15 protein-coding genes are annotated in these 19,377 nt (G+C 74.0%); 8 read left to right on the top strand and 7 right to left on the bottom strand.

The features are described 5' to 3' along the window. Positions 1–38: 38 nt before the first annotated feature. From AB0M99_RS01295 to AB0M99_RS01310, 4 genes are all read right to left on the bottom strand, one after another. On the bottom strand, positions 39–899 hold the full coding sequence (locus tag AB0M99_RS01295) for a carbohydrate ABC transporter permease (RefSeq protein WP_365916247.1): 861 nt from the start codon (positions 897–899) through the stop codon (positions 39–41). Further along, positions 896–1,711: a sugar ABC transporter permease gene (locus tag AB0M99_RS01300; protein ID WP_365916524.1), complete on the bottom strand. Its 816-nt coding sequence runs from the start codon at positions 1,709–1,711 to the stop codon at positions 896–898. Before AB0M99_RS01300 ends, AB0M99_RS01295 begins: the two co-directional genes overlap by 4 nt. A 240-nt stretch (positions 1,712–1,951) precedes the next feature. Further along, on the bottom strand, positions 1,952–3,259 hold the full coding sequence (locus AB0M99_RS01305) for a sugar ABC transporter substrate-binding protein (RefSeq protein ID WP_365916249.1): 1,308 nt from the start codon (positions 3,257–3,259) through the stop codon (positions 1,952–1,954). Between the two features lie 120 nt (positions 3,260–3,379). Beyond that, the gene (locus AB0M99_RS01310; protein WP_365916251.1) at positions 3,380–4,396 is read right to left on the bottom strand and encodes a hydroxyacid dehydrogenase; all 1,017 of its coding nucleotides are present in this window, start codon (positions 4,394–4,396) and stop codon (positions 3,380–3,382) included. Positions 4,397–4,671: 275 nt separating this feature from the next. Between AB0M99_RS01310 and dhaK the strand changes: the two genes are divergently transcribed. The 3 genes from dhaK (at position 4,672) to AB0M99_RS01325 (ending at position 6,768) form a co-directional block, all read left to right on the top strand. Then, positions 4,672–5,676 carry a dihydroxyacetone kinase subunit DhaK gene (gene dhaK, locus AB0M99_RS01315; protein WP_365916253.1) on the top strand — a complete coding sequence of 335 codons (1,005 nt, stop codon included), beginning with the start codon at positions 4,672–4,674 and terminating at the stop codon, positions 5,674–5,676. A 61-nt stretch (positions 5,677–5,737) separates the two neighbouring features. Beyond that, on the top strand, positions 5,738–6,370 hold the full coding sequence (gene dhaL, locus AB0M99_RS01320; RefSeq protein WP_365916255.1) for a dihydroxyacetone kinase subunit DhaL: 633 nt from the start codon (positions 5,738–5,740) through the stop codon (positions 6,368–6,370). Beyond that, positions 6,367–6,768, top strand: coding sequence for a PTS fructose transporter subunit IIA (locus AB0M99_RS01325; protein ID WP_365916257.1), 402 nt, complete (start codon positions 6,367–6,369; stop codon positions 6,766–6,768). Before dhaL ends, AB0M99_RS01325 begins: the two co-directional genes overlap by 4 nt. Before the next feature lie 96 nt (positions 6,769–6,864). Here the strand turns inward: AB0M99_RS01325 and AB0M99_RS01330 are convergent, their stop codons facing one another. Further along, positions 6,865–7,260: an RNA-binding S4 domain-containing protein gene (locus AB0M99_RS01330; RefSeq protein WP_365916259.1), complete on the bottom strand. Its 396-nt coding sequence runs from the start codon at positions 7,258–7,260 to the stop codon at positions 6,865–6,867. A 134-nt stretch (positions 7,261–7,394) separates the two neighbouring features. Here AB0M99_RS01330 and AB0M99_RS01335 point away from each other — a divergent pair, with 134 nt between their 5' ends. The 3 genes from AB0M99_RS01335 (at position 7,395) to AB0M99_RS01345 (ending at position 10,873) form a co-directional block, all read left to right on the top strand. Continuing rightward, positions 7,395–7,790, top strand: a complete 396-nt coding sequence (locus AB0M99_RS01335) for a helix-turn-helix transcriptional regulator (RefSeq protein ID WP_365916261.1) — start codon at positions 7,395–7,397, stop codon at positions 7,788–7,790. 155 nt (positions 7,791–7,945) lie between these two features. Continuing rightward, positions 7,946–8,767, top strand: coding sequence for a molybdate ABC transporter substrate-binding protein (gene modA / locus AB0M99_RS01340; protein ID WP_365916263.1), 822 nt, complete (start codon positions 7,946–7,948; stop codon positions 8,765–8,767). A 126-nt stretch (positions 8,768–8,893) separates the two neighbouring features. Next, positions 8,894–10,873, top strand: coding sequence for an ABC transporter permease (locus AB0M99_RS01345; RefSeq protein WP_365916265.1), 1,980 nt, complete (start codon positions 8,894–8,896; stop codon positions 10,871–10,873). Between the two features lie 18 nt (positions 10,874–10,891). On the opposite strand, the gene AB0M99_RS01350 is transcribed toward AB0M99_RS01345, so the two are convergent. Together AB0M99_RS01350 and AB0M99_RS01355 are read right to left on the bottom strand one after the other, a co-directional pair. Beyond that, positions 10,892–13,792 carry a phosphodiester glycosidase family protein gene (locus AB0M99_RS01350; RefSeq protein WP_365916267.1) on the bottom strand — a complete coding sequence of 967 codons (2,901 nt, stop codon included), beginning with the start codon at positions 13,790–13,792 and terminating at the stop codon, positions 10,892–10,894. A gap of 147 nt (positions 13,793–13,939) precedes the next feature. Further along, positions 13,940–16,054 (bottom strand): SpoIIE family protein phosphatase, encoded by a 2,115-nt coding sequence (locus tag AB0M99_RS01355; RefSeq protein ID WP_365916269.1) that lies wholly within the window; start codon positions 16,052–16,054, stop codon positions 13,940–13,942. A 1,094-nt stretch (positions 16,055–17,148) separates the two neighbouring features. Between AB0M99_RS01355 and AB0M99_RS01360 the strand changes: the two genes are divergently transcribed. Both AB0M99_RS01360 and AB0M99_RS01365 read left to right on the top strand, forming a co-directional pair. Further along, the gene (locus tag AB0M99_RS01360; protein WP_365916271.1) at positions 17,149–18,327 is read left to right on the top strand and encodes an SPFH domain-containing protein; all 1,179 of its coding nucleotides are present in this window, start codon (positions 17,149–17,151) and stop codon (positions 18,325–18,327) included. A 28-nt stretch (positions 18,328–18,355) separates the two neighbouring features. Continuing rightward, on the top strand, positions 18,356–19,282 hold the full coding sequence (locus AB0M99_RS01365; RefSeq protein WP_365916273.1) for a C40 family peptidase: 927 nt from the start codon (positions 18,356–18,358) through the stop codon (positions 19,280–19,282). Positions 19,283–19,377: the final 95 nt, after the last annotated feature.

Below are 19,377 nucleotides of genomic sequence, written 5' to 3' on the forward strand. Positions count from 1 at the left end.
CGTCTTCGGTGGGTGGTGGCGGCGAGTCGGGCGCGGAACTACTTCACCGCCCCCGCGGTCAGTCCGGAGCGCCAGAAACGCTGCAGGCAGAGGAAGGCGACGACCAGCGGGATCACGGCGATGAGCGAGCCGGTGATGGCCAGCGAGTACATCTCGGGGCTCTCCGTGGTGGAGACGTTCCACATGTGGAGGCCGAGGTTGACGGGGTAGAGGTCCTTGTCGTTGAGCATGACGAGGGCGCCGTAGAAGTTGTTCCAGCTCGCGGTGAAGGAGAAGAGGAACAGCGTCATGAACCCCGGGGCGAGCATCGGCAGCGCAATGGTGCGGAAGGTTCGCACCTCGCCCGCGCCGTCCATCCTGGCGGCCTCGATGACCTCGTACGGGACGTAGCCCTCGGAGAAGACCCGGGCGAGGTACACGCCGAACGGGTTGACCAGGGAGGGGATCAGCAGCGCCCAGTAGGTGTTGGTGATCCCGGCCTTGGAGGCGAGCAGGTACATCGGCAGGGTGAGGACCGCTCCGGGTACGAGCACGCCCGCGAGGACCACCCCGAAGAGCTTCTCCTTGCCCGTGAAGCCGTACTTGTCGAAGGCGTATCCCGCCGCCACCGAGATGAGGGAGGAGAGGGCCGAGCCGACCACCGCGTACAGGACCGTATTGAGCAGCCAGCGTCCGTAGATGCCGTCGTTGTGGGTGAAGACGTCGTGGATGTTGGAGAAGAGGTTGAACTCCCCGAAGCTGAATCCGTCGGTGGCGAAGAGGTCGCGGCGGTTCTTGGTGGCCGCGACCAGGAGCCAGCTGATCGGCATCAGCGTGTAGAGCGCGAGCATGACCAGTACGGAGTTGACGGCGGCCTTGGAGGCCCAGGCGCGCGGGCGGGTGACGGTCCGTGTGCTCATGCTGCCTGCCACCGCTTCCCGATCCGGGTGACGACGAAGGACAGCGCCCCGGCCACGAGGGCCAGCAGCAGCGACGCGGCGGCCGCGCTCGCGTAGTCCTGGTCGACGAACGCCTTGCTGACGATGTACATCGTGGGCGACCAGTCGTTTCCGAGGGCCTGCGCCTTGTCGGACAGCAGCCGGGGCTCGGTGAAGAGCTGGACCGCTCCGACGCAGGTGAAGAGGACGGTCATGACCACGGAGGAGCGGATGATCGGCACCTTGATGCCCACGGCGATGCGCCAGGCCCCGGCGCCGTCGACCGTGGCGGCTTCTATGACCTCGCGGGGCACGGCCTGGAGTGCGGCGAAGAAGATCACCATGTTGTAGCCGATCCACTGCCAGACGGCGATGTTGACCATCGACGAGAGGGAGTTGCCGGGTGAGAAGAAGTTCCAGCTGCCGCCGGAGGCGTCGATCCAGTCGAGCACCGGGCTCAGTCCGGGGGTGTAGAGGTAGATCCAGATGATCGCGGCGATCAGGCCCGGCACCGCGTGCGGCAGGAAGAAGGCGAGCTGGAAGAAGCGCTTGGCCCGGGCGTGGGCCGAGTCGACCAGCAGGGCCAGCCCGAGAGCCCCGCCGATCATCACCGGGATGTACACCGCGCAGTACCCGGCGACGTGCAGGAAGGCCGAGTGGAACGCCGGATCGGCCAGCACCGCCGAGTAGTTGGCCGGACCTACGAAGCTGCGCTCGATGCCTCCGAACCCGAGTCCCGAGGACTGCTCCCGGTACAGGCTCATCCATGCCGCGTAGACGACCGGCGCCACCATGACGATGGCGAACAGGACGAAGAACGGGACGAGGAACAGGGCGGCGGCTCCGCGTTGGTTGCGGCGCAGCGTGCTTCCGGCGCGGGCCGGGAGGGTGGGCGGTGATGCCACGGGAGGCTCCTTGGCGGTGCGGGCGGTACGGAACCGCATGGCCGGGACGGGCGTGGCCGGGACGGGACGGGCATGGAGAGGCCGGGGCGGGGGCGGCCGGCGCATCGGGGCCGGCCGCCCCCGGCGGGGTCACTTGGCGAGCTTGAGACCGCGGCTCTCGATGGCCGACCGGGCCGATTCCTGGGCCTTGGCCAGACCGTTCAGCAGGCCGCTCCTGGCCGCCTCGTCCTTGAAGTCGGCGTTGACCTTGCCCTGGACCGGTCCCCAGGTCCACCCGGGGACGATCGTGCCGACCTGCTCACCGCTCAGCTTGTAGAGGTCCTCGCCGCCGAAGTAGGAGGTGTCGAAGGCCTTCGCCGCCACCGCGGCCATGGCCGGGTTCGCGGGCAGGGCGCTGCTGGGGCTCTTCAGGGCGCTGATCCGGGCCTCCATCGCGGCCGGGTCGGTCGTCACCCACTTGATGAACTCGGCCGCGGCCTTGGCGTGCTTGCTGCCCTTGGTCACGGCGAAGCTGGTGCCGCCGTACATGCCGCTGGCCGGGGTGCCCCAGTTCGGGATGGGGGCGATGCCCCACTTGCCCTTGAGGTCGGGCATCGCGGCGATCATGCCGCCCGCGCTCCAGGAGGCGCCCAGGATGCTGGCGGTGGTGCCGTCGGCCCTGGACTTGTTCTCCTCCGGGGTGCCGGCCCCGTAGTTGAAGACGAGGTCGTCCTTGAGCATGCCCTGCCAGAAGGTGGCGACCTTCTGCGAGGGGGCGTCGTCGATGGCGGGCTTCCAGGCGTCGCCCTCGACCTCGAACCACTTGGCGCCGGCCTGCCAGGAGAGGGTCGCCTCCAGCGGGGCGTCGGTGGGGAAGCTGCCCATGCGCGCCTTGGGGTCGGCGGCCTTGATCTTCTCGGCGGCGGCCCGGTACTCGTCCCAGGTCTTGGGGACCGCCACCCCGTACTTCTCGAAGAGGTCCTTGCGGTAGAAGTACACCTGCGGGGTGGCGTCGAAGGGGACGGACCAGGTCTTGCCGCCGAAGGTGACCAGGTTCTGGACGCCCGCCGGGAAGCTCTTCTTCACCAGCTCCCCGGAGGAGCCGGTGAGGTCCTCCAGGTATCCCTGGCTCGCGAACTCCGGGACCATGCTGTACTCGATGGTCGCCACGTCGGGCGCGTCACCCGCCTTGATCGCATTGCTGATCTTGCTGTAGCCGTCGGCCCCGCCGGGTATCTGGGAGAACCGCACCTGGATGTCGGTGTGCGTCTTGTTGAACGCGGCGGCCGCGGCCTCGGCGCCGCTGGTCCAGGTCCAGTACGTGAGGGTGACGGGCTTGCCGTCGCCCTTGGCGGCGGACGGCGCGGTGGACTCGGAGCCGGCGCAGGCGGAGGTCAGCAGGGCGAGAGACACCGCTGCGGCCACCGCACCGTAGGCACGCAAGGACTGAACCTTCATTGAACCGCTCCTTGGCGAGTGGGCTGAACGGGTTGAATCATTTGCCCAGGCCATCTTGAACGTCAAGAGCATGTGAACTATTGATCAATACGATCAGTTCGGGCCGACGGCGTCGTGGCGTCAGGCCGTCCGGTCCAGGTCCTCGCGGCGGACCTGGTGCAGGAAGGGCAGGCCGGCGGCGTACCGGGCGATCTCCTCGATCGCGGAACCGGCCATCCGGTGGAGCTCGTTGCCGAGGGAACCGGCGATGTGCGGGGTGAGCAGCACGTTCGGCAGGTCGTACAGCGGGGAGTCGGCCGGCAGGACCTCCGGCTCGGTGACGTCGATGACCGCGTGCAGCCGCCCGGAGGCCAACTCCTCGGTGACCGCGGCGCCGTCGACCAGCGAGCCGCGTGCCGTGTTGATCAGCGTGGCGCCGTCGCGCATCAGCGCGAGGCGCCGGCGGTCGATCATCGACCGCGTCTCGGGCAGCTCCGGTGCGTGCAGGCTGACCACGTCGGAGATCCGGCAGAGCTCGTCGAGCCCCACGCCCCGGACACCTAGACCCTGGACCTGAAGCTCAGTCAGATACGGGTCGTACACGACGAGTTCCAGGTCATATGGGCGCAGCAGCTCGATCACCCGGCGGCCGATCCGGGAGGCACCGACGATGCCCACGGTCCGGCGGTAGTTGCCGGCATGGCCGTAGCGCAGGTGCCAGTCGTGGCGGCTGCCGCGGTCCCGGCGGTACTCCTCGCGCAGCTGCATCACGCACTTGTTGGCGAGCAGGACCATGGCGACGGTGTACTCCGCCACCGGCAGGGAGTTGGCCAGCGCGGCGGAGGAGACGGTGATGCCGCGGTCCCAACAGGCCTCGGTGACGAAGTGTTTGACGGATCCGGCGGCGTGCACGACGGTCCTGAGGCGGGGCGCGGCCGAGAGGGCGCGGGCGTCGATGGCCGGAGCCCCCCAGAAGGTGAGCAACACCTCGGCCTCCGCCAGCACAGCCGCCACCTCGGGTCTGGCGAAGTCGTCGGCGACGATACCGAGGTCGAGTTCGGCGACCTCGTGGAGCCGGCGGACGGTCGCATCGTCCAGCAGGCGGGGCAGAAGCTCGGGGTCCATCGCGAGCAGGGCTCGCGGGCGGCGCACAGACATCTGGGGCTCCTTGCGGCTGAGTGAGGCCGCGCTGACTCTATGGAGTCGATTTTCGATCGTCAAGATCTATCAATCATATAGTTCTATTCGTTCAAAACGATCGAACGTTTTCAACTCCCCGCCACAGAGGGGCGGGGCTGACGCATCCCCCCGCGCGGCGGCGTCGGGCCGACGCGCAGCCTGTCGCCGCGCGGCGGGCTCCCCTAACGTCACGGTGGGGGCGCCCCGGTCGGCGCGCCTCAGACAGCCGCCTGTCAACCTCCCGGGAGATGTCCATGAGGATGCTGATCAACAGTCCGGAGACCGTCGTCGCCGATGCGTTGCGGGGCATGGCCGCCGCGCATCCCGAGCTGGACGTCGACGTGGAGCGGCGTGTCGTCGTACGGCGTGACGTGCGCGGCGGGGGCCGGGTCGGGCTGGTGTCCGGGGGCGGTTCCGGGCACGAGCCGCTGCACGCCGGGTTCGTCGGGTACGGGATGCTGTCGGCCGCATGTCCCGGGGAGGTGTTCACCTCATCGGTGCCCGACCAGATGCTGCGGGCCGCGGCGGCCGTGGACAGCGGGCAGGGGGTGCTGTTCGTCGTCAAGAACTACACCGGGGACGTGCTGAACTTCGAGATGGCGGCCGAACTCGCCGAGGAGGACGGCCTGCGCATCGAGCGGGTGCTGGTCAACGACGACGTCGCCGTCACGGACAGCCTTTACACCGCCGGGCGGCGCGGCACCGGAGCCACGCTGTTCGTGGAGAAGCTCGCGGGCGCGGCCGCCGAGGAGGGCGCGCCGCTGGAGCGGGTCGCGGCGATCGCCCGGAGGGTGAACGACTCCTCCCGCAGCTTCGGAGTGGCGCTGAGCGCGTGCACGACCCCCGCGAAGGGCAGTCCGACCTTCGACCTGCCCGACGGCGAGCTGGAGTTGGGGGTCGGCATCCACGGCGAGCCCGGCCGGGAGCGGCGCGCGATGATGCCCGCGCGGGAGATCGCCGAGATCGCCGTGGGCGCCGTACTGGAGGAGCTGGCCGAGGTGGGTCCGGCGAGCGGGCCGGTGCTCGCGCTGGTCAACGGGATGGGGGCGACGCCGCTGCTGGAGCTGTACGGGTTCCATGCGGAGGTGGCGCGGGTGCTGGGCGAGCGGGGCGTGCCGGTGGCGCGGACGCTCGTGGGCAACTACGTCACGTCGCTTGACATGGCAGGCTGTTCGGTCACGCTGTGCCGGGTCGACGAGGAGCTGCTGCGCCTGTGGGACGCGCCCGTCCAGACCGTCGCGCTGCGCTGGGGCCGGTGACCGTATGGTGGCCGTGGGACCTACCGACCGGCCGACCCGCCGGGCGAGGCGAGGAGATCCGGTGCGTGACGCAGACTTCTTCCGCCGCTGGATGGCGGCCGCCGCGGCTGTGGTGGAGCGCGAGGCGGACCGGTTGACCGAGCTCGACTCCCCCATCGGGGACGCCGACCACGGAAGCAATCTGCTACGGGGTTTCACGGCGGTACGGGCCTCCCTGGACGCGGAGGTTCCGGCAGCTCCCGGCGCGGTCCTGCAACTGGCGGGACGGACGCTGATCTCGACGGTCGGCGGCGCTTCCGGGCCGCTGTACGGGACCTTGCTGCGGCGGACCGGCAAGGAGCTCGGGGACGCCGCCGAGGTCTCCGACGACGAGTTGCGCCAGGCCCTGTACGCGGGAGTGGGCGCGGTGGCGCAGCTCGGCGGCGCGGCCCCGGGCGACAAGACCATGCTGGACGCCCTGGTTCCGGGGGTGGCGGCCCTGAGCACCTCCTACCGCGCGGCCGGGGACGCGGCGGAGAACGGCGCCCTGGCGACGGTGCCGATGCAGGCGCGCAAGGGCCGGGCCAGCTACCTGGGCGAGCGCAGCATCGGCCACCAGGATCCGGGGGCGACCTCGGCGGCACTGCTGCTGGGCGCGCTCGCCGACACCGCGGACGCGGTGGACGCGGTGGACGGCGCCGGGGCGGGCTCGTGACCGCCCCCGTGGGGATCGTGCTGGTCTCGCACAGCGCGGCGGTCGCCGAGTCGGTGGCGGAGCTGGCCCGCGGCCTGGCGGCGGGCGGACCGGTGGCCCCGGTCGCCGCGGCGGGCGGCACGGCCGACGGCGGTCTGGGCACGAGCGCGGAGCTGATCATGGCGGCGGTCCGTGCGGTGGACCAGGGCTCCGGGGTCGTGCTCCTGGCAGACTTGGGCAGCTCGGTGCTGACCGTGAAGGCGCTGCTGGAGGAGGGCGACCTGCCCGAGGGCGCCCGCTTGGCGGACGCCCCATTCGTCGAGGGCGCGGTGACGGCCACGGTCACGGCCTCCGCCGGCGCCGGCCTGGACGCGGTCCTCGCGTCGGCGGTCGAGGCCTCCACCTACCACAAGACGTGACCTGAGGGACCTGACGGGACCTGCCGGGACCGCCGCCCGGGCCGGGACCCGGCTCCGGGCCCGAACCCAGGCCCGAACCCGGGCCCGAACCCGTACTCAGCGGCCGCGCAGGGTCTCGATCTCGCGGCGTTCGCGCTTCGTCGGGCGGCCCGCACCGCGGTCGCGGATGCCGACCACCGCCGCCTCCACCGGGGTCGGCGGCGGCGGGCTGTTGTCGATCAGGCACTCCGCCGCGACCGGGGGCCCGACCCGCTTCGTCACCGGGCGCTTGACCACCACGACGCGCTCCCGCCCCGCGTGGAAGAGCCGCACCTCGTCGCCCGCCCGCACGGGCTGCGCCGGCTTCGCCCGTTCGCCGTTGACCTTCACGTGGCCCGCCCGGCACGCGCCGGCGGCGATCGCGCGGGTCTTCGTCAGGCGGACCGACCAGATCCAGGCGTCCACGCGAGCGGTTCCGGCACCTGTTCCCGTCCCTGTTCCCTCATCTGCCATGCCCCGACTCTAGCCATTTCGGCCGCGCGAAAAGGAATGACTTTTGGCGGTTGCGACAATAGGTATGGCAACTGCCATGTACATCATCCCAATGGAATTGCAAATGCTGGACAGGTGCCCCTACCTTGTCGCACATGCAGTCCTACACCATCGGCCAGGCGGCCCGCCTTTTGGGCGTCAGCCCTGATACCGCGCGCCGCTGGGCCGACGCCGGCCGAGTCGTGACCCATCGCGACGAGGGCGGCCGCCGTCTGATCGACGGCCGGGCCCTGGCCGCCTTCGCCGTCGAGGTGGCCCAGGGGGCCCACAGCGAGGACGAGGAGGCGTACACCTCGGCCCGCAACGCCTTCCCCGGCATCATCACCGCCGTCAAGCTCGGCGACGTGGCCGCCCAGGTCGAGATCCAGGCGGGTCCCCACCGCCTCGTCTCCCTGCTCACCCGCGAGGCGGTCGAGGAACTCGGCCTCGCCGTCGGCATGCGGGCCACCGCCCGCGTGAAGTCGACCAGCGTGCACATCGACCGCACCTGAACCGGGCCCGCAGCCGCAGTCGCAGCCGACCCCGAACCCGAACCCGAACCATCCGCTCAGCACCGCCCACCCGCTCCGCCCGTCACCGGCGCGGGTCATCACCGCGCGGACCCGGCACCCGGCCGGCCGCCGACCCGACCGAGGAGCACCAGCCCATGTCCCCGATCCTGAACCGCCGCCGCACCGCTGCCGCCGCCCTGGCCGCCGCCCTCCTCGTGCCCGTGCTGTCCGCCTGCGGCAGCAGCGACGACCCGAAGGCCGACGCGACGCCCTCGGCCTCCGGCTCCGGCTCCGCCCCGGGCGCACCCAAGGCCGCGAACCTCACCGTCCTCGCCGCGTCCTCCCTGACCGACGTGTTCAAAACCGCGGGCGCCGCGTACGAGAAGGCCCACCCGGGCACCAAGATCACCTTCTCCTTCGCCGGCTCGCAGGAGCTCGCCGCCCAGGTCAAGCAGGGCGCCCCCGCCGACGCGCTGGTCACCGCCGACACCAAGACCATGGACGGCCTCAGGACGGAGACCGGCAACCCCACCGTCATCGCCAAGAACCGCCTGGTCATCGCGGCCGGCAAGGGCAACCCGTTCAAGATCGACGAGCTGAAGGACCTGGCCGACAGCAAGATCAAGGTCGTGCTCGCCGCGCCCGAGGTCCCGGTCGGCCGCTACAGCAAGCAGATCCTCGACGCCCAGAAGATCGAGGTGAAGCCGGTCTCCCAGGAGCCCAACGTCCGCGCCGTGCTGAGCAAGGTCGAGCTGGGCGAGGCCGACGCCGGCCTCGTCTACAAGACCGACTCCGCCAAGTCCGGCGACAAGGTCGTCAGCGTGGAGATCCCGGACGACCAGAACGCCGTCGCCTCCTACCCTGCCGCCACGCTCAAGGTGTCGAAGAACGCCGAGGCCGCCGCGGCGTTCGTGGCCTGGCTGAGCACCCCGGAGGCCCAGAAGATCCTCCAGGACGCGGGCTTCCAGAAGGCGTAACCGCCCTCGGGACGCGAAGAGGGGCTGCCCGGTCCGGGGGGACGGGCAGCCCCTCTCCGCGTCGGCTCCGCACTTCCGGCCCCGCCGATTCCCCGCCGTCACAGCATCTCCAGCCAGGATCGCCTCATGACCAGACTCCGCATCCGCCGCACCCGAACCCCCGTCACGCTGGCGCTCCCCGCCCTGCTCGCGGTGGCGTTCCTGCTGCTGCCCCTGGTCGGCATCCTCGTCCGGACCCGGTGGAGCGAGATCGGCTCCCACCTCACCAGCCCCGGCGTGGTCGAAGCGCTCAAGCTGTCGCTGCTCGTGTCGTGCTGGGCGCTCGGCCTGTCCCTCGTCCTCGGCGTGCCGCTCGCCTGGCTGCTGGCCCGCGTCGACTTCAGGGGCAAGGCCCTCGTCCGCTCGCTGGTACTGCTCCCGATGGTCCTGCCGCCGACCGTCGGCGGTGTCGCCCTGCTGCTGGGCTTCGGCCGGCGCGGACTGCTCGGGCCGTGGCTGGAGGCCGGCTTCGGCATCACCCTGCCCTTCCACACCTCCGGCGCCGTCCTCGCGGCCACCTTCGTCGCGATGCCGTTCCTCGTCATCAGCCTGGAGGGCGCGCTCGGCGGCCTCAAGGAGAGCTACGAGGAGACCGCGGCCTCCCTGGGTGCCTCACCGGTCCGCGTGTTCTTCACCGTGACCCTGCCCATGGTGGCCCCGGGGCTCATCGCGGGCGCGGCGCTCACCTGGGCCCGGGCGCTGGGTGAGTTCGGCGCGACCATCACCTTCGCCGGCAACCTGCCCGGCACCACCCAGACGCTGCCGCTCCAGGTCTACCTGCTGCTCCAGGACCAGCCGGAGGCCGCCACCTCGGTGTCCCTGCTGCTGCTCGCCATCGCCATGGGCGTACTGATCGCCCTGCGCGGGCGGTGGACGGGCACCCCCGTCGCCGCGAAGGCCGACGGAGCGAGGGCCGGTGGCGCGAAGGCCGACGCGGCGGAGGCGGACCGCGCGGCCGATGCCTCGGCGCAGGACCCGTCACCCGCCCCCGCACCCGCCGCGGCCGACGCAACCACCGAACCCGGCGGCGACCGCTGGCCGCTGCACGCCGAGGTCACCGGCTTCAACCGGCTCACGCTCGACGCCGAGCCCGGCACCACCATCGCCGTCGTCGGCGAGAACGGCGCCGGCAAGACCACCCTGCTGCGCGCCCTCCTCGGCCTCACCCCCCGCGCCCACGCCACGCTCCGGCTCGGCGACACCGACGTCACCGCGCTGCCCCCGCACAGGCGGCAGGTCGCCTGGGTGCCGCAGGACGGCGCGCTGTTCCCGCACCTGAACGCACTGGCCAACACCATGTACGGGCTGCGCGCCCGCCGGGTGCCCCGCGCCGAGGCCCGCCGCGAGGCGCAGGCCTGGCTGGACCGGCTCGGCGTCGGGCACCTCGCCCACCGCAGGCCCGCCGAGCTGTCCGGCGGGCAGGCGCAGCGGGTCGCACTGGCCCGGGCGCTGGCCGCCCGGCCGCGGCTGCTGCTGCTGGACGAGCCCCTCGCCGCCCTGGACCAGACGACGCGGGCCCGGGTCCGGCACACCCTGCGCACGCATCTGGCGGACTTCGGCGGCGTCTGCCTCATCGTCACGCACGACCCCGTCGAGGCCGTGTCGCTGGCCGACCGGGTCCTCGTACTGTCCGACGGGCAGGCCCTCCAGGACGCCCCGCCCGCCGAGGTGACCCGCCATCCGCGCTCCCCGTGGGTGGCCCGGATGCTGGGGCGCAACGCCTGGCCCGGCACGGCGTCGGCCGACGGGCTGGCCCTCGCCGCCGGGGGCCGGCTGGTGGTGGCCGAGGCGCTGCCCGAGGGGGCGGAGGCGCTCGCGATCATCGCTCCCGAGGCGGTGTCCGTGCACCGGGACCGCCCGGGCGGCAGCCCTCGTAACATCTGGCCGGGCACCGTACGGGAGATCACCTCGGTCGGGAGCCGGCTGCGCGTGCTGATCGCCTCGGCCGAGGCCCCCGACCTGGTCGCGGAGATCACCCCGGAGGCCGCCGCCGACCTGGGCATCACCGACGGGACCCCGGTGTGGACCAGCGTGAAGGCCACCGAGGTCACGCTGGTACGGCTCTGAGCCGCAGCCCGTACGGGACTACGCGCCCGGCGGCGGCAGTACGGAGAGCCAGTCCCCCGCGGCGAAGGCGTCCGCGCCCACCAGGGTGGCGCCGGTGCCCGGGGCCGCGACGGTGAGCACGCCCTCGGTACGGCCGGCCGCGAAGCGGGGTGCGCCGACGGTGATCACCGCGGCCCGTTTCCCGGTGGTGCGCCGGAACTCCGCGAGCCAGTGCAGTTGCAGGGCGGCCTCCTTGCGGTCCACGGTGCCCGGCGCATACCGCTGTACGAGGGCCAGCGCGCCGGTGCCCGGCTCCCCGGCGGCAGCCGCCAGGGCCGCGCGCAGGGCCGCGATCCGCTCCAGGCCGCCCCCGCGCAGGGTGCGCCGGGCCGTGTCGAGCGGCAGGAACCGTACTCCGCGGTGGACGAAGGCCCGCCGCTCCGCGCCCGTCAGCACGAGGTCGGCTCCGGAGTGCGCACCGGCCCCGGCGGTACGGGCCGGCCGGACGGCGAACCGCCAGGGGCGGGCCCGGACCCGCGCCGCGTCGGCCACGACCGGGTCGGGTGCGGCAGCGGGTGCGTGGACGGTCGCGATGTCCGGGGTCCGGGCCCGGAGCGTGTCCAGCAGCAGCCGGCCCGGGCGCGGCCCGGCTGCCGCCGAGAGCCGGGTGACGGTGAACGGGCGCTCCGCCATCGCCGGGAGCGGGAGCTCGATCTCCCGCCAGCCGGACCAGTCCACGACGGGCCCGCGCAGGGTGACGGCCGCGCCCTCCCCGTCGGCCAGCTCCACGGCGGGCCGGGCTCCCGAACCGTCGCCGTGCACCTGGAGCGTGAGCGACCGGGCCGGCTCCGGTACGGGCAGCGGCCGGGGCGCGGTGGCGGACGCGGCGGCGCCGTTCGCGGTGGGCGCGCCGTTCGCGGCGTTCGCGGCGTTCGCGGCGTTCGCGGCGTTCGCGGCGTTCGCGGCGTTCGCGGCGGGCAGGTCGAGGGAGAGCCCGCGGCCCCGGTGCCCCGCGGCGGGGGCCGCGCCCGGCCCGGTCCAGCGAGCAGCGTCCGCCAGCGCGGCGACGGGGTGGTCCGACAGGCCCACGCCGAGCGCCAGTTCGGCGGTGAAGGCCCTGGACCCGCCGGTGCGGACGGTGGCGTGCAGCCGTCCGGTGGCCCGCGGGACGAGGGCGGTGACGGTGAATCCGCCCCGGCCGTCGGGGGCGACGCGCCACCGGGACGGGTCGTGGACCAGGGTCACGTCGCGGGGCTCGACGACGGCGGCCGCGCCCTGGGCGTCGTACCCGGTCACGGTGAATCCGGCGCTCTCCCCCTGCCCGGCCAGCCCGATCCCGGCCGGGCCGATCCCGGCGGGCCCGATCCCGGTCGGCCCGATCCCGGCCGGGCCGAAGCGGATCCCGCGCAGCGGGCCGAGCACGTCGAGGCCGAGCGTGCCGTGGGCCGCGCCGAGCCGGGCGTGCACGGCCGCCCGCCCCCGGTGCGGGGCGCGGAACACCCCCGCGGAGTCGATGGCGCCGCCCTCGGCGGACCAGGCCGGGGTGGTCCCGCTACCCGGCGGGCCGGCCTGGCCGACGGGGCCGAGCGCCGCGTCGTACCCGGTGGCGGTGAGCGTGCGGGTCAGCCCGGGGAAGGCGCGGGCGGCGCCGCCGAGGGCTCCGATCCGGTAGCCGGAGACCAGGCCGGAGCCGGCCGGGACGGTCAGCGCGAGGCCGTTGGGAACCTGGCGCTGCCGTCCGTCCGACGGGGAGTTCTCCACGGCGAGGGCCGTCGCCCCGGCGACCGCGGCGAGCAGGGTCGAGGAGCCGCCGCCGTCGAGGTTGAGGGCGTCGTGGGCGCCGAGCCGGTGCATCATCCGGCCCAGCCCGGTCAGGGTGAGGCCGCCGCTGTCGCGCTGGCGGCCGTCCACGGTGACGAGCCGCATCCGCCGCCCGTCGCGGGAGAAGCCGACCGCGGTGCGCGGGGCTGCGGCGTTGTTCGGTTCGCCGTCGTGGTTCTGCGGGACCCCGGCGACGACGAGGGCCTCCCGGCCGCCGAGCGCGGCGACCGGCACCGGACCCCCCTCGGTGACGGCCCGCGCCGTCACGGCCACGGCGTCGCCGGGGCGCAGGGCCGCGAGGTCGGGCACCGCCGTCCCGCCCGCGACCAGCAGGGTGGTGCCGGGCTCGGGGCGCCCCCGGCGCGCGGGGCGGCGTACCGCGGGCCGGACGGCGGTGACCACGCCGTCGCGCAGTTCCACGGCCGCGCCGCCGCCCGCCTCCGGGAGCTCGGTCCCGGGCCAGTCGGCCGTGTACGCGGCGAAGCCGTCGGCGGGCGGTCGGGCGGTGTTGTACCCGGCCAGCGGGGCGCCCCCGGCGCCGCCGGGCAGGGTGACGCTCCCGGCGAGGCCGATGCGGAGCACGCGGCCGGAGCCGTCGGCGCCGAAGCCGACCGCTTGGCCCGCCCCCGGTGCCGGGGCGTGCAGCAGCCGGCCGGCGCTCAGGCCGGGGCCGAGGGGCGCGCCAGTACCCCGGATGTCGAAGAAGTCCCCGTTCACGGCGGCGACCACGCGCCGGCTGGGCCCGGCGGGATGGCGGGCTGCGGATTCGCCGACGGTGGCGGGGCCGCGGCCGCCGAGGTAGTCGGCGCGCGGCCCGTCCGAGGGGTCCGGGGCGAGCGGGGCGACGACAGGCGTAGTTGGTGTGGCTGGTGTGCCTGCTGTGGCTGAACCGCCGAGTTCGACGACGAGTTCATCGACGCGCAGCCAGCGGTCGGCCTCCAGCCGGTCGTACGACTCCAGCCGGACGCCCGGAGCGACCTGGCGGGTGGTGCGGGCGGTCTCGATGCCCTCGGTCCCGCCGTCGGCATCGGCATCGGCGGGCGCGGCGAGGGCCACCGTGAGCAGTACCGGCAGGAGAGCGGGGAGGAGGACCGAGGGCAGCCTGCGGAGTGTCTGCACCCCGGCAGGATCGACCAGCCGGACGGGGCCCGGCGGCGGGAACCGCCCAGGTCGGCGCGTGTCCAGCCATTCGCCCCAACGCCTCGCGACCGCTCTGCACCGAGAGCGGGGGCGGGAGCTGGCGCATGCTCACCGGCCGCGCGCGGGTCACGTACCGTCGCGGCCCGGGACGGCGAACTCGCACCACACGCACTTGCCGCCGCCCCGGGGTTCCACGCCCCAGGCGTCCGCGAGCCGGTCCACCAGCATCAGGCCGCGCCCCGACACCGCCCAGTCGTCCGCCTCGCGCCGGCGCGGGAGCGCGCTGCTGGTGTCCTCGACCTCGATCCGGATCCGGCCCTCCGAGGTCAGCCGCATGCTGACGTGGCCCACGCCGTCCGTGTGGACCAGGGCGTTGGTCATCAGCTCGTCCGCCGCGAGCTCGATCTCGTCCGCCTGGTCCCAGGCGCCCCAGGCCGCCGCCGCGGCCCGGATCAGGTGGCGGGCCATCGCCGGAGCGTCCGGGTCGCCGGGCAGCAGGCGCTGGCGCAGCGGGCCGCCGCCGCGCGGGGTGGGGGTGCCGCGGCGCCGCAGCAGGAGCAGGGCCATGTCGTCCCCGCCGCCGGCGTCGCCGACCAGGTCGCACAGGACCTCGGCGAGTTCCTCGACGTCGACGGGGCCGTCGCGGACCGCGTCCATGAGCTCGCGCATGCCGATCTCGTCACCGTCTTCGGTACGACCTTCGACGCCCGCTCCGGTTCCGGCTCCGGCTCCGGCGCCCGGCCGTTCGGTGAGGCCGTCCGTGCAGAGCAGCAGGGTGTCGCCCGGATGCAGTTCGACGCTGGTGACGGGGTACCCGTTGCCGGTGCCGTGCGGGTCGCGGGGCGGGAGCCCGAGCGGCAGTCCGCCCGCCACCTGGAGCCGGTGGCAGCTGCCGTCGCCACGGCGCACCACGGGGTCGAGGTGCCCGGCGCGGACCAGCTGGGCCATGCCGGTGGTGAGGTCGATGTCGGCGTAGGTACAGGTGGCGAACCGTTCCGTCTCCAGTTCCCGCAGGAAGGCGGAGGCCCGCGCCATCGCCGTCCCCGGCGTGTGCCCCTCGGTGATGTACGCGCGGAGCACGATCCGCAACTGGCCCATGACGGCGGCGGCGTCCGTATCGTGCCCCTCCACGTCGCCGATCATCACCCCGACCCGGCCCTCGCCGAGCGGGATCACGTCGTACCAGTCGCCGCCGATGTCCCGCCCCACGCGGGCGGCCCGGTACCGCACGGCGATCCGCGCGCCCGCCACCTCCGGGATCCGGCGCGGCAGCATGGCCCGCTGGAGTCCCTCGGCGAGGTCGTGCTCCTGCTCGAAGAGGATGGCCCGCTGCAGGCTCTGCGCGATGCCGCTGCCGAGCGCCACGAGCAGGTTGCGCTCCTCGGCGGTGAAATCGCCGTCCCGCGTGTAGAGCAGGCCGAGCGCGCCGATGGTACGGCCCTGGGCGATCAGCGGCAGGTACACGCCGCTGCGCACGGACAACGGCTCGATGTACGGCCACAGTTGCGGGTAGCGCCGCTGGAACTCCTCGCGGGAGGCGAGGAAGACCGGCTGCATGTTCCGTACGGCCTCGCTCATCGGCAGCTGCGCGTCGATCCGGGTGTACTCGATCTCCGGTACGTACGAGCCCAGTTGCCCCTCCGCGACCAGGTGGATCCGGCCTCCGTCCACGATGCCGAGCATGACGCTGACCGCACCGAGGTGACCGAGGGCCTCGGGGTCCTTGAGGATGTCGGTGACGTCGTTGACGGTCCGGGCGTGCGCGAGGATGGCGGTGGTCCGCTCGACCACTCCGGTCATCCGGCGCCGGCCCTCCGCCTGCTCCCCGCCCGCACCGGACTCGCCCGGGTCGTGGGCGGCGTCGCGCAGGATCCCGATGACGCGGTACGGGCGACCGTGCGGGTCCCGCAGGATGCGGCCCTGGACGTGCGTCCAGCCCGGGGACCCGTCCCGGCGGCGGCTGCGGAAGTACGCCCCGTAGTGGCTGCGGCCGTCCTTGAACGCCTGCGCGACCTTGGCGTCGAGCCGGGCCTGCTCGCCGGGCGCGACCCGGGCCCCCAGCCCGGCGGGGGTGCCGCTGAACTCTTCCGGGCGCAGGTCCAGGACCTCGAGGGCGGTGGAGTCCAGGAACATCCGCCCGCTGTCGAGGTCCCAGTCGAAGGTGCCCATGCGGTTGAGCGCGAGGCTCGTGTCCGGCTGGGCAGGCCAGTCGACCCGGGGGCTCTCTCCCCTCTCGGCCATGCAGCCAGGGTCTCACTCCCGAGCCCCCACCGCCTGCCCCGGCCCGGCCGCCGCCCCGCCTCCGGCCCGGCGCCCGCCCGGCCGCCGCGGGCCCGCACGGCGGCACGTCGGCGGCGCGGGGCCCGCACCGCGGCACATCCGCGCCCCCGCGCCGGCCGCGCCCTCATGGGGCCGCACCGCGGCACGTCGGCGCCCCCGTGCCTGCCGCGCCCACATCGGGCCGCACCTCCCGCGCCCGCCCCACAGCCCAGACCCGCACCGCGGCACCCTCGCGCCCGCCCCGACCCACAGCGCACCGCACCGCACCGCACCGCAGCACCCCCGCGGCCGTAACACAGCCCCGGCACGGGCTGCCCGGGCCTCCGAGCCCAGCCTGGCCCCCGTCAGCGCGGGACCCGTGGGACCCCTTCCCGGGCTGGTCGGGTACCCGGGTCCGGACCGGGACCCCGGTGCGGCGCACCTCGCAGGTCTGCCGGAGGCTCTGCCGGGGGGCGGCCACTTCCGGCGTCCAGGTCCCGGTGGGGGCGGGGCTCGACAGGGCGCGGGGCATAGTGACGCGTGCCGCGTCCGGGGTGCAGGTCCGGAGCCGCAGTCGGGCGCGGGGGCGCAGTGTCGTGCCGCGCCCGGGGTGCGGGGCTGAAGCCGCAGTGCGGGCGCGAGGCGCAGGGCCGCCGTGCCGCGCCCGGGGGGGGCGAGGCTGAAGCCGCCGTGCGGGCGCGAGGCGCAGGGCCGCGGTGCGGGTCCGCCGTCGCCGGCGCCGGGAGTGTAGTGCCGCAGTGCCGGGTCCGGGCGGGCGGCGGCCCCGCGGGGCGGCGTTCGCGCGTAGCCGGGGCTTGTCGGGGCAGGTCCGCGCGCCGACGGCCACCCGTACCGGGCCCGGGCGGGCCGCGGCTCCACCGCAACGTACGAGGAAGCCCGCCGGACGGAGTCACGGCAGAACCGAAAAGGGACCAAAGTCCCGGCCTGTCGAGACCTTTCCCGAATGGGCGACTTGTACGATTCCGCGAAGATCGGTTCCATCTTGATCATCTTTATCGGCGTCAGTCACCCCTTCGCAGAGGGACATTGGCGCCCACGGCAGTGTGGGGTGTGGCTTGTCGCAAGCGCCGAATTCGACGACCGGAGGCCCGGCGGAGGGAGCCGAGGAGGACCGGGAAGGCAGGCAGGGCCCGGCGCGAATACCCGGCTCCTCCGGCGGGGGCGTGGTCGTACGGCCGTACCGGGACCCCCTCGTCCTCGAACCCCTCTTCCGGGACGACGAGCCCCCCACCCCCGTCCCCGACCCCCAGACCGACACCATCCGGCACCGACGGGTCCACGGAGCCGTACCCCGGCCGGCCGCCAAGGCCCCGGCACAGGCTCCGACAACCCCCCGCACCCTCCCCGCCGTACTCGACCCCGCGCTCACCGAGCGCCCCGCGCGGGCATGCTCCGGCTGGTGGGCCCTGCTCGCCGCCGCGGCGGCCGCGGCCGGGGCCGGGGTGCTCCTGCGGAACGCGGACCTGCGCCCCTCCCCCGTACCGGCCGAGGCCTGGCCCCTGGCCCTCCTCTTCTGCTGCGCGGTCATCGCGGTCACCGCCCTTGGCGGGCTCCGCCGCGGCCGCACCGGCCACGCCTGGGCGCTCACCCTCTTCGGCCGCTACCGCGGCACCATCCGCCGCACCGGACTCATCTGGTCCAGCCCGTTGCCACGGCACGCGCGGGTCGACGTACGACTGCGGCACTGGCGCAGCGAGCCGCTCGCCGTCGTCGATGCCGAGGGCACCGCACTGCGGGCCGTCATCCTCGTCGTCTGGCGGGTCAAGGACACCGCCCGGGCGCTGCTCGCCGTCGACGACCACACCGAGTACCTGCGCGGGCAGGTGGAGTCCGCGACCGCACGGGTGCTCTCCCGGATGCCCGCCGACTCCTTCGACCCCGGACCGGTCGACCCCGGGACCCTGCGCGACACCGAGGCCGTCGGCGAGGAACTGACCCGACTGCTCGCCGCGGAGTGCCGGGCCGTCGGCGTCGAGGTCTTCTCCGCCCGGCCGCTGCACGTCGAGTACGCCCCCGAGGTCGCCGCCGCGATGCAGCGCCGCCGGATCGCCTCCATCGACGCCCGGCACCGGGACTCCGTCCTGACCTCCGTCATCGACGCGGTCGACGACACCGTCCACCGGATGTCGGACCGCGGGCTCGTGAGCCTGGACGACTACGAACGGAAGGCCCTGGTCAAGGACTTGACCGTGGCCTTCTACACGGCGCGCGGCCCTGCCGCCGACGCCCACTGAGGATCCCCCCGAAGGAAAGGAACCCCGCATGCGCACGCCCGAATTCACCGAGAACATACCCGACAGCTGCGACTGCGCCGGCTGCGCCGCAGGCGCGACGACCCTCACCGCAGGCGCCTCGCGGCGCCGCTGCACCGTACGCGGCGCCGTCGTCGCGGCGGTGGGTGCGACCCTGCTGATGGGCGCCGGCACGGGCGTCGCGTCGGCCGAGCCCGCGCCGTCCCACGCGGGCTGGGACGGGTCGAAGTACTGGTACAAGGACCAGACCGGCTGGTGGCGCTGGACTTCCCACTACGACAAGTACCTCGCCAATTCCGGCCAGTCGGGCCAGTCCGGCAAGAAGTCCTCCGCTCCCACTGCTCCGTCCGCGTCCTCCCCCCGCACCTCGGAGCCGACCTTCCGCGGCCGCGCCGGCTGGGACTCGACGGACCGCGTGTACTGGTACAAGGACGCCACCGGCTGGTGGCGCTGGACCAGCCACCAGGACAAGTACGAGCGCAACGCGGGGCGTTCCGGAAGCTCGGGCGGCGGCTCCAGCTCCTCCGGCGGCGGCTCCGGATCCTCGGGCTCAAGCTCGGGCACTCCCCTGCGCCAGGGCACCGAGGGCGCCATCTCCTTCGCCAAGAACCACCTCGGCGACCCGTACGTCTGGGGCGGCAACGGCCCTCGCGGCTGGGACTGTTCGGGCCTGGTCCAAGCCGCCTACCGCTCCGCCGGCATCTCCCTCCCCCGGGTCGCCGACGACCAGTACCGGGCCACCACCCCGATCGACCGCTCGGAACTGCGCCGCGGCGATCTGGTCTTCTGGTCCTCGAACGGCCGCGCCTCCGGGATCCACCACGTGGCCATCTACCTCGGCGACGGCCAGTACCTGGAGGCCCCGCGTCCCGGCAAGAACGTGCGCGTCTCGTCCTTCTCCTACTACAACCCGAACATGTACGGCCGAGTCCGCTAGTACGCGCCCGCAACCTTCCCGCTGCTGGGTGCCGTTGCCGGCACCGGGCCGAACCGTCGAAGGCGCGATGGTCAGCGAGGGAGGCGGGGCGGCTC

Source organism: Streptomyces sp. NPDC051183, from assembly GCF_040682455.1.
Classification (GTDB): Bacteria; Actinomycetota; Actinomycetes; order Streptomycetales; family Streptomycetaceae; genus Streptomyces.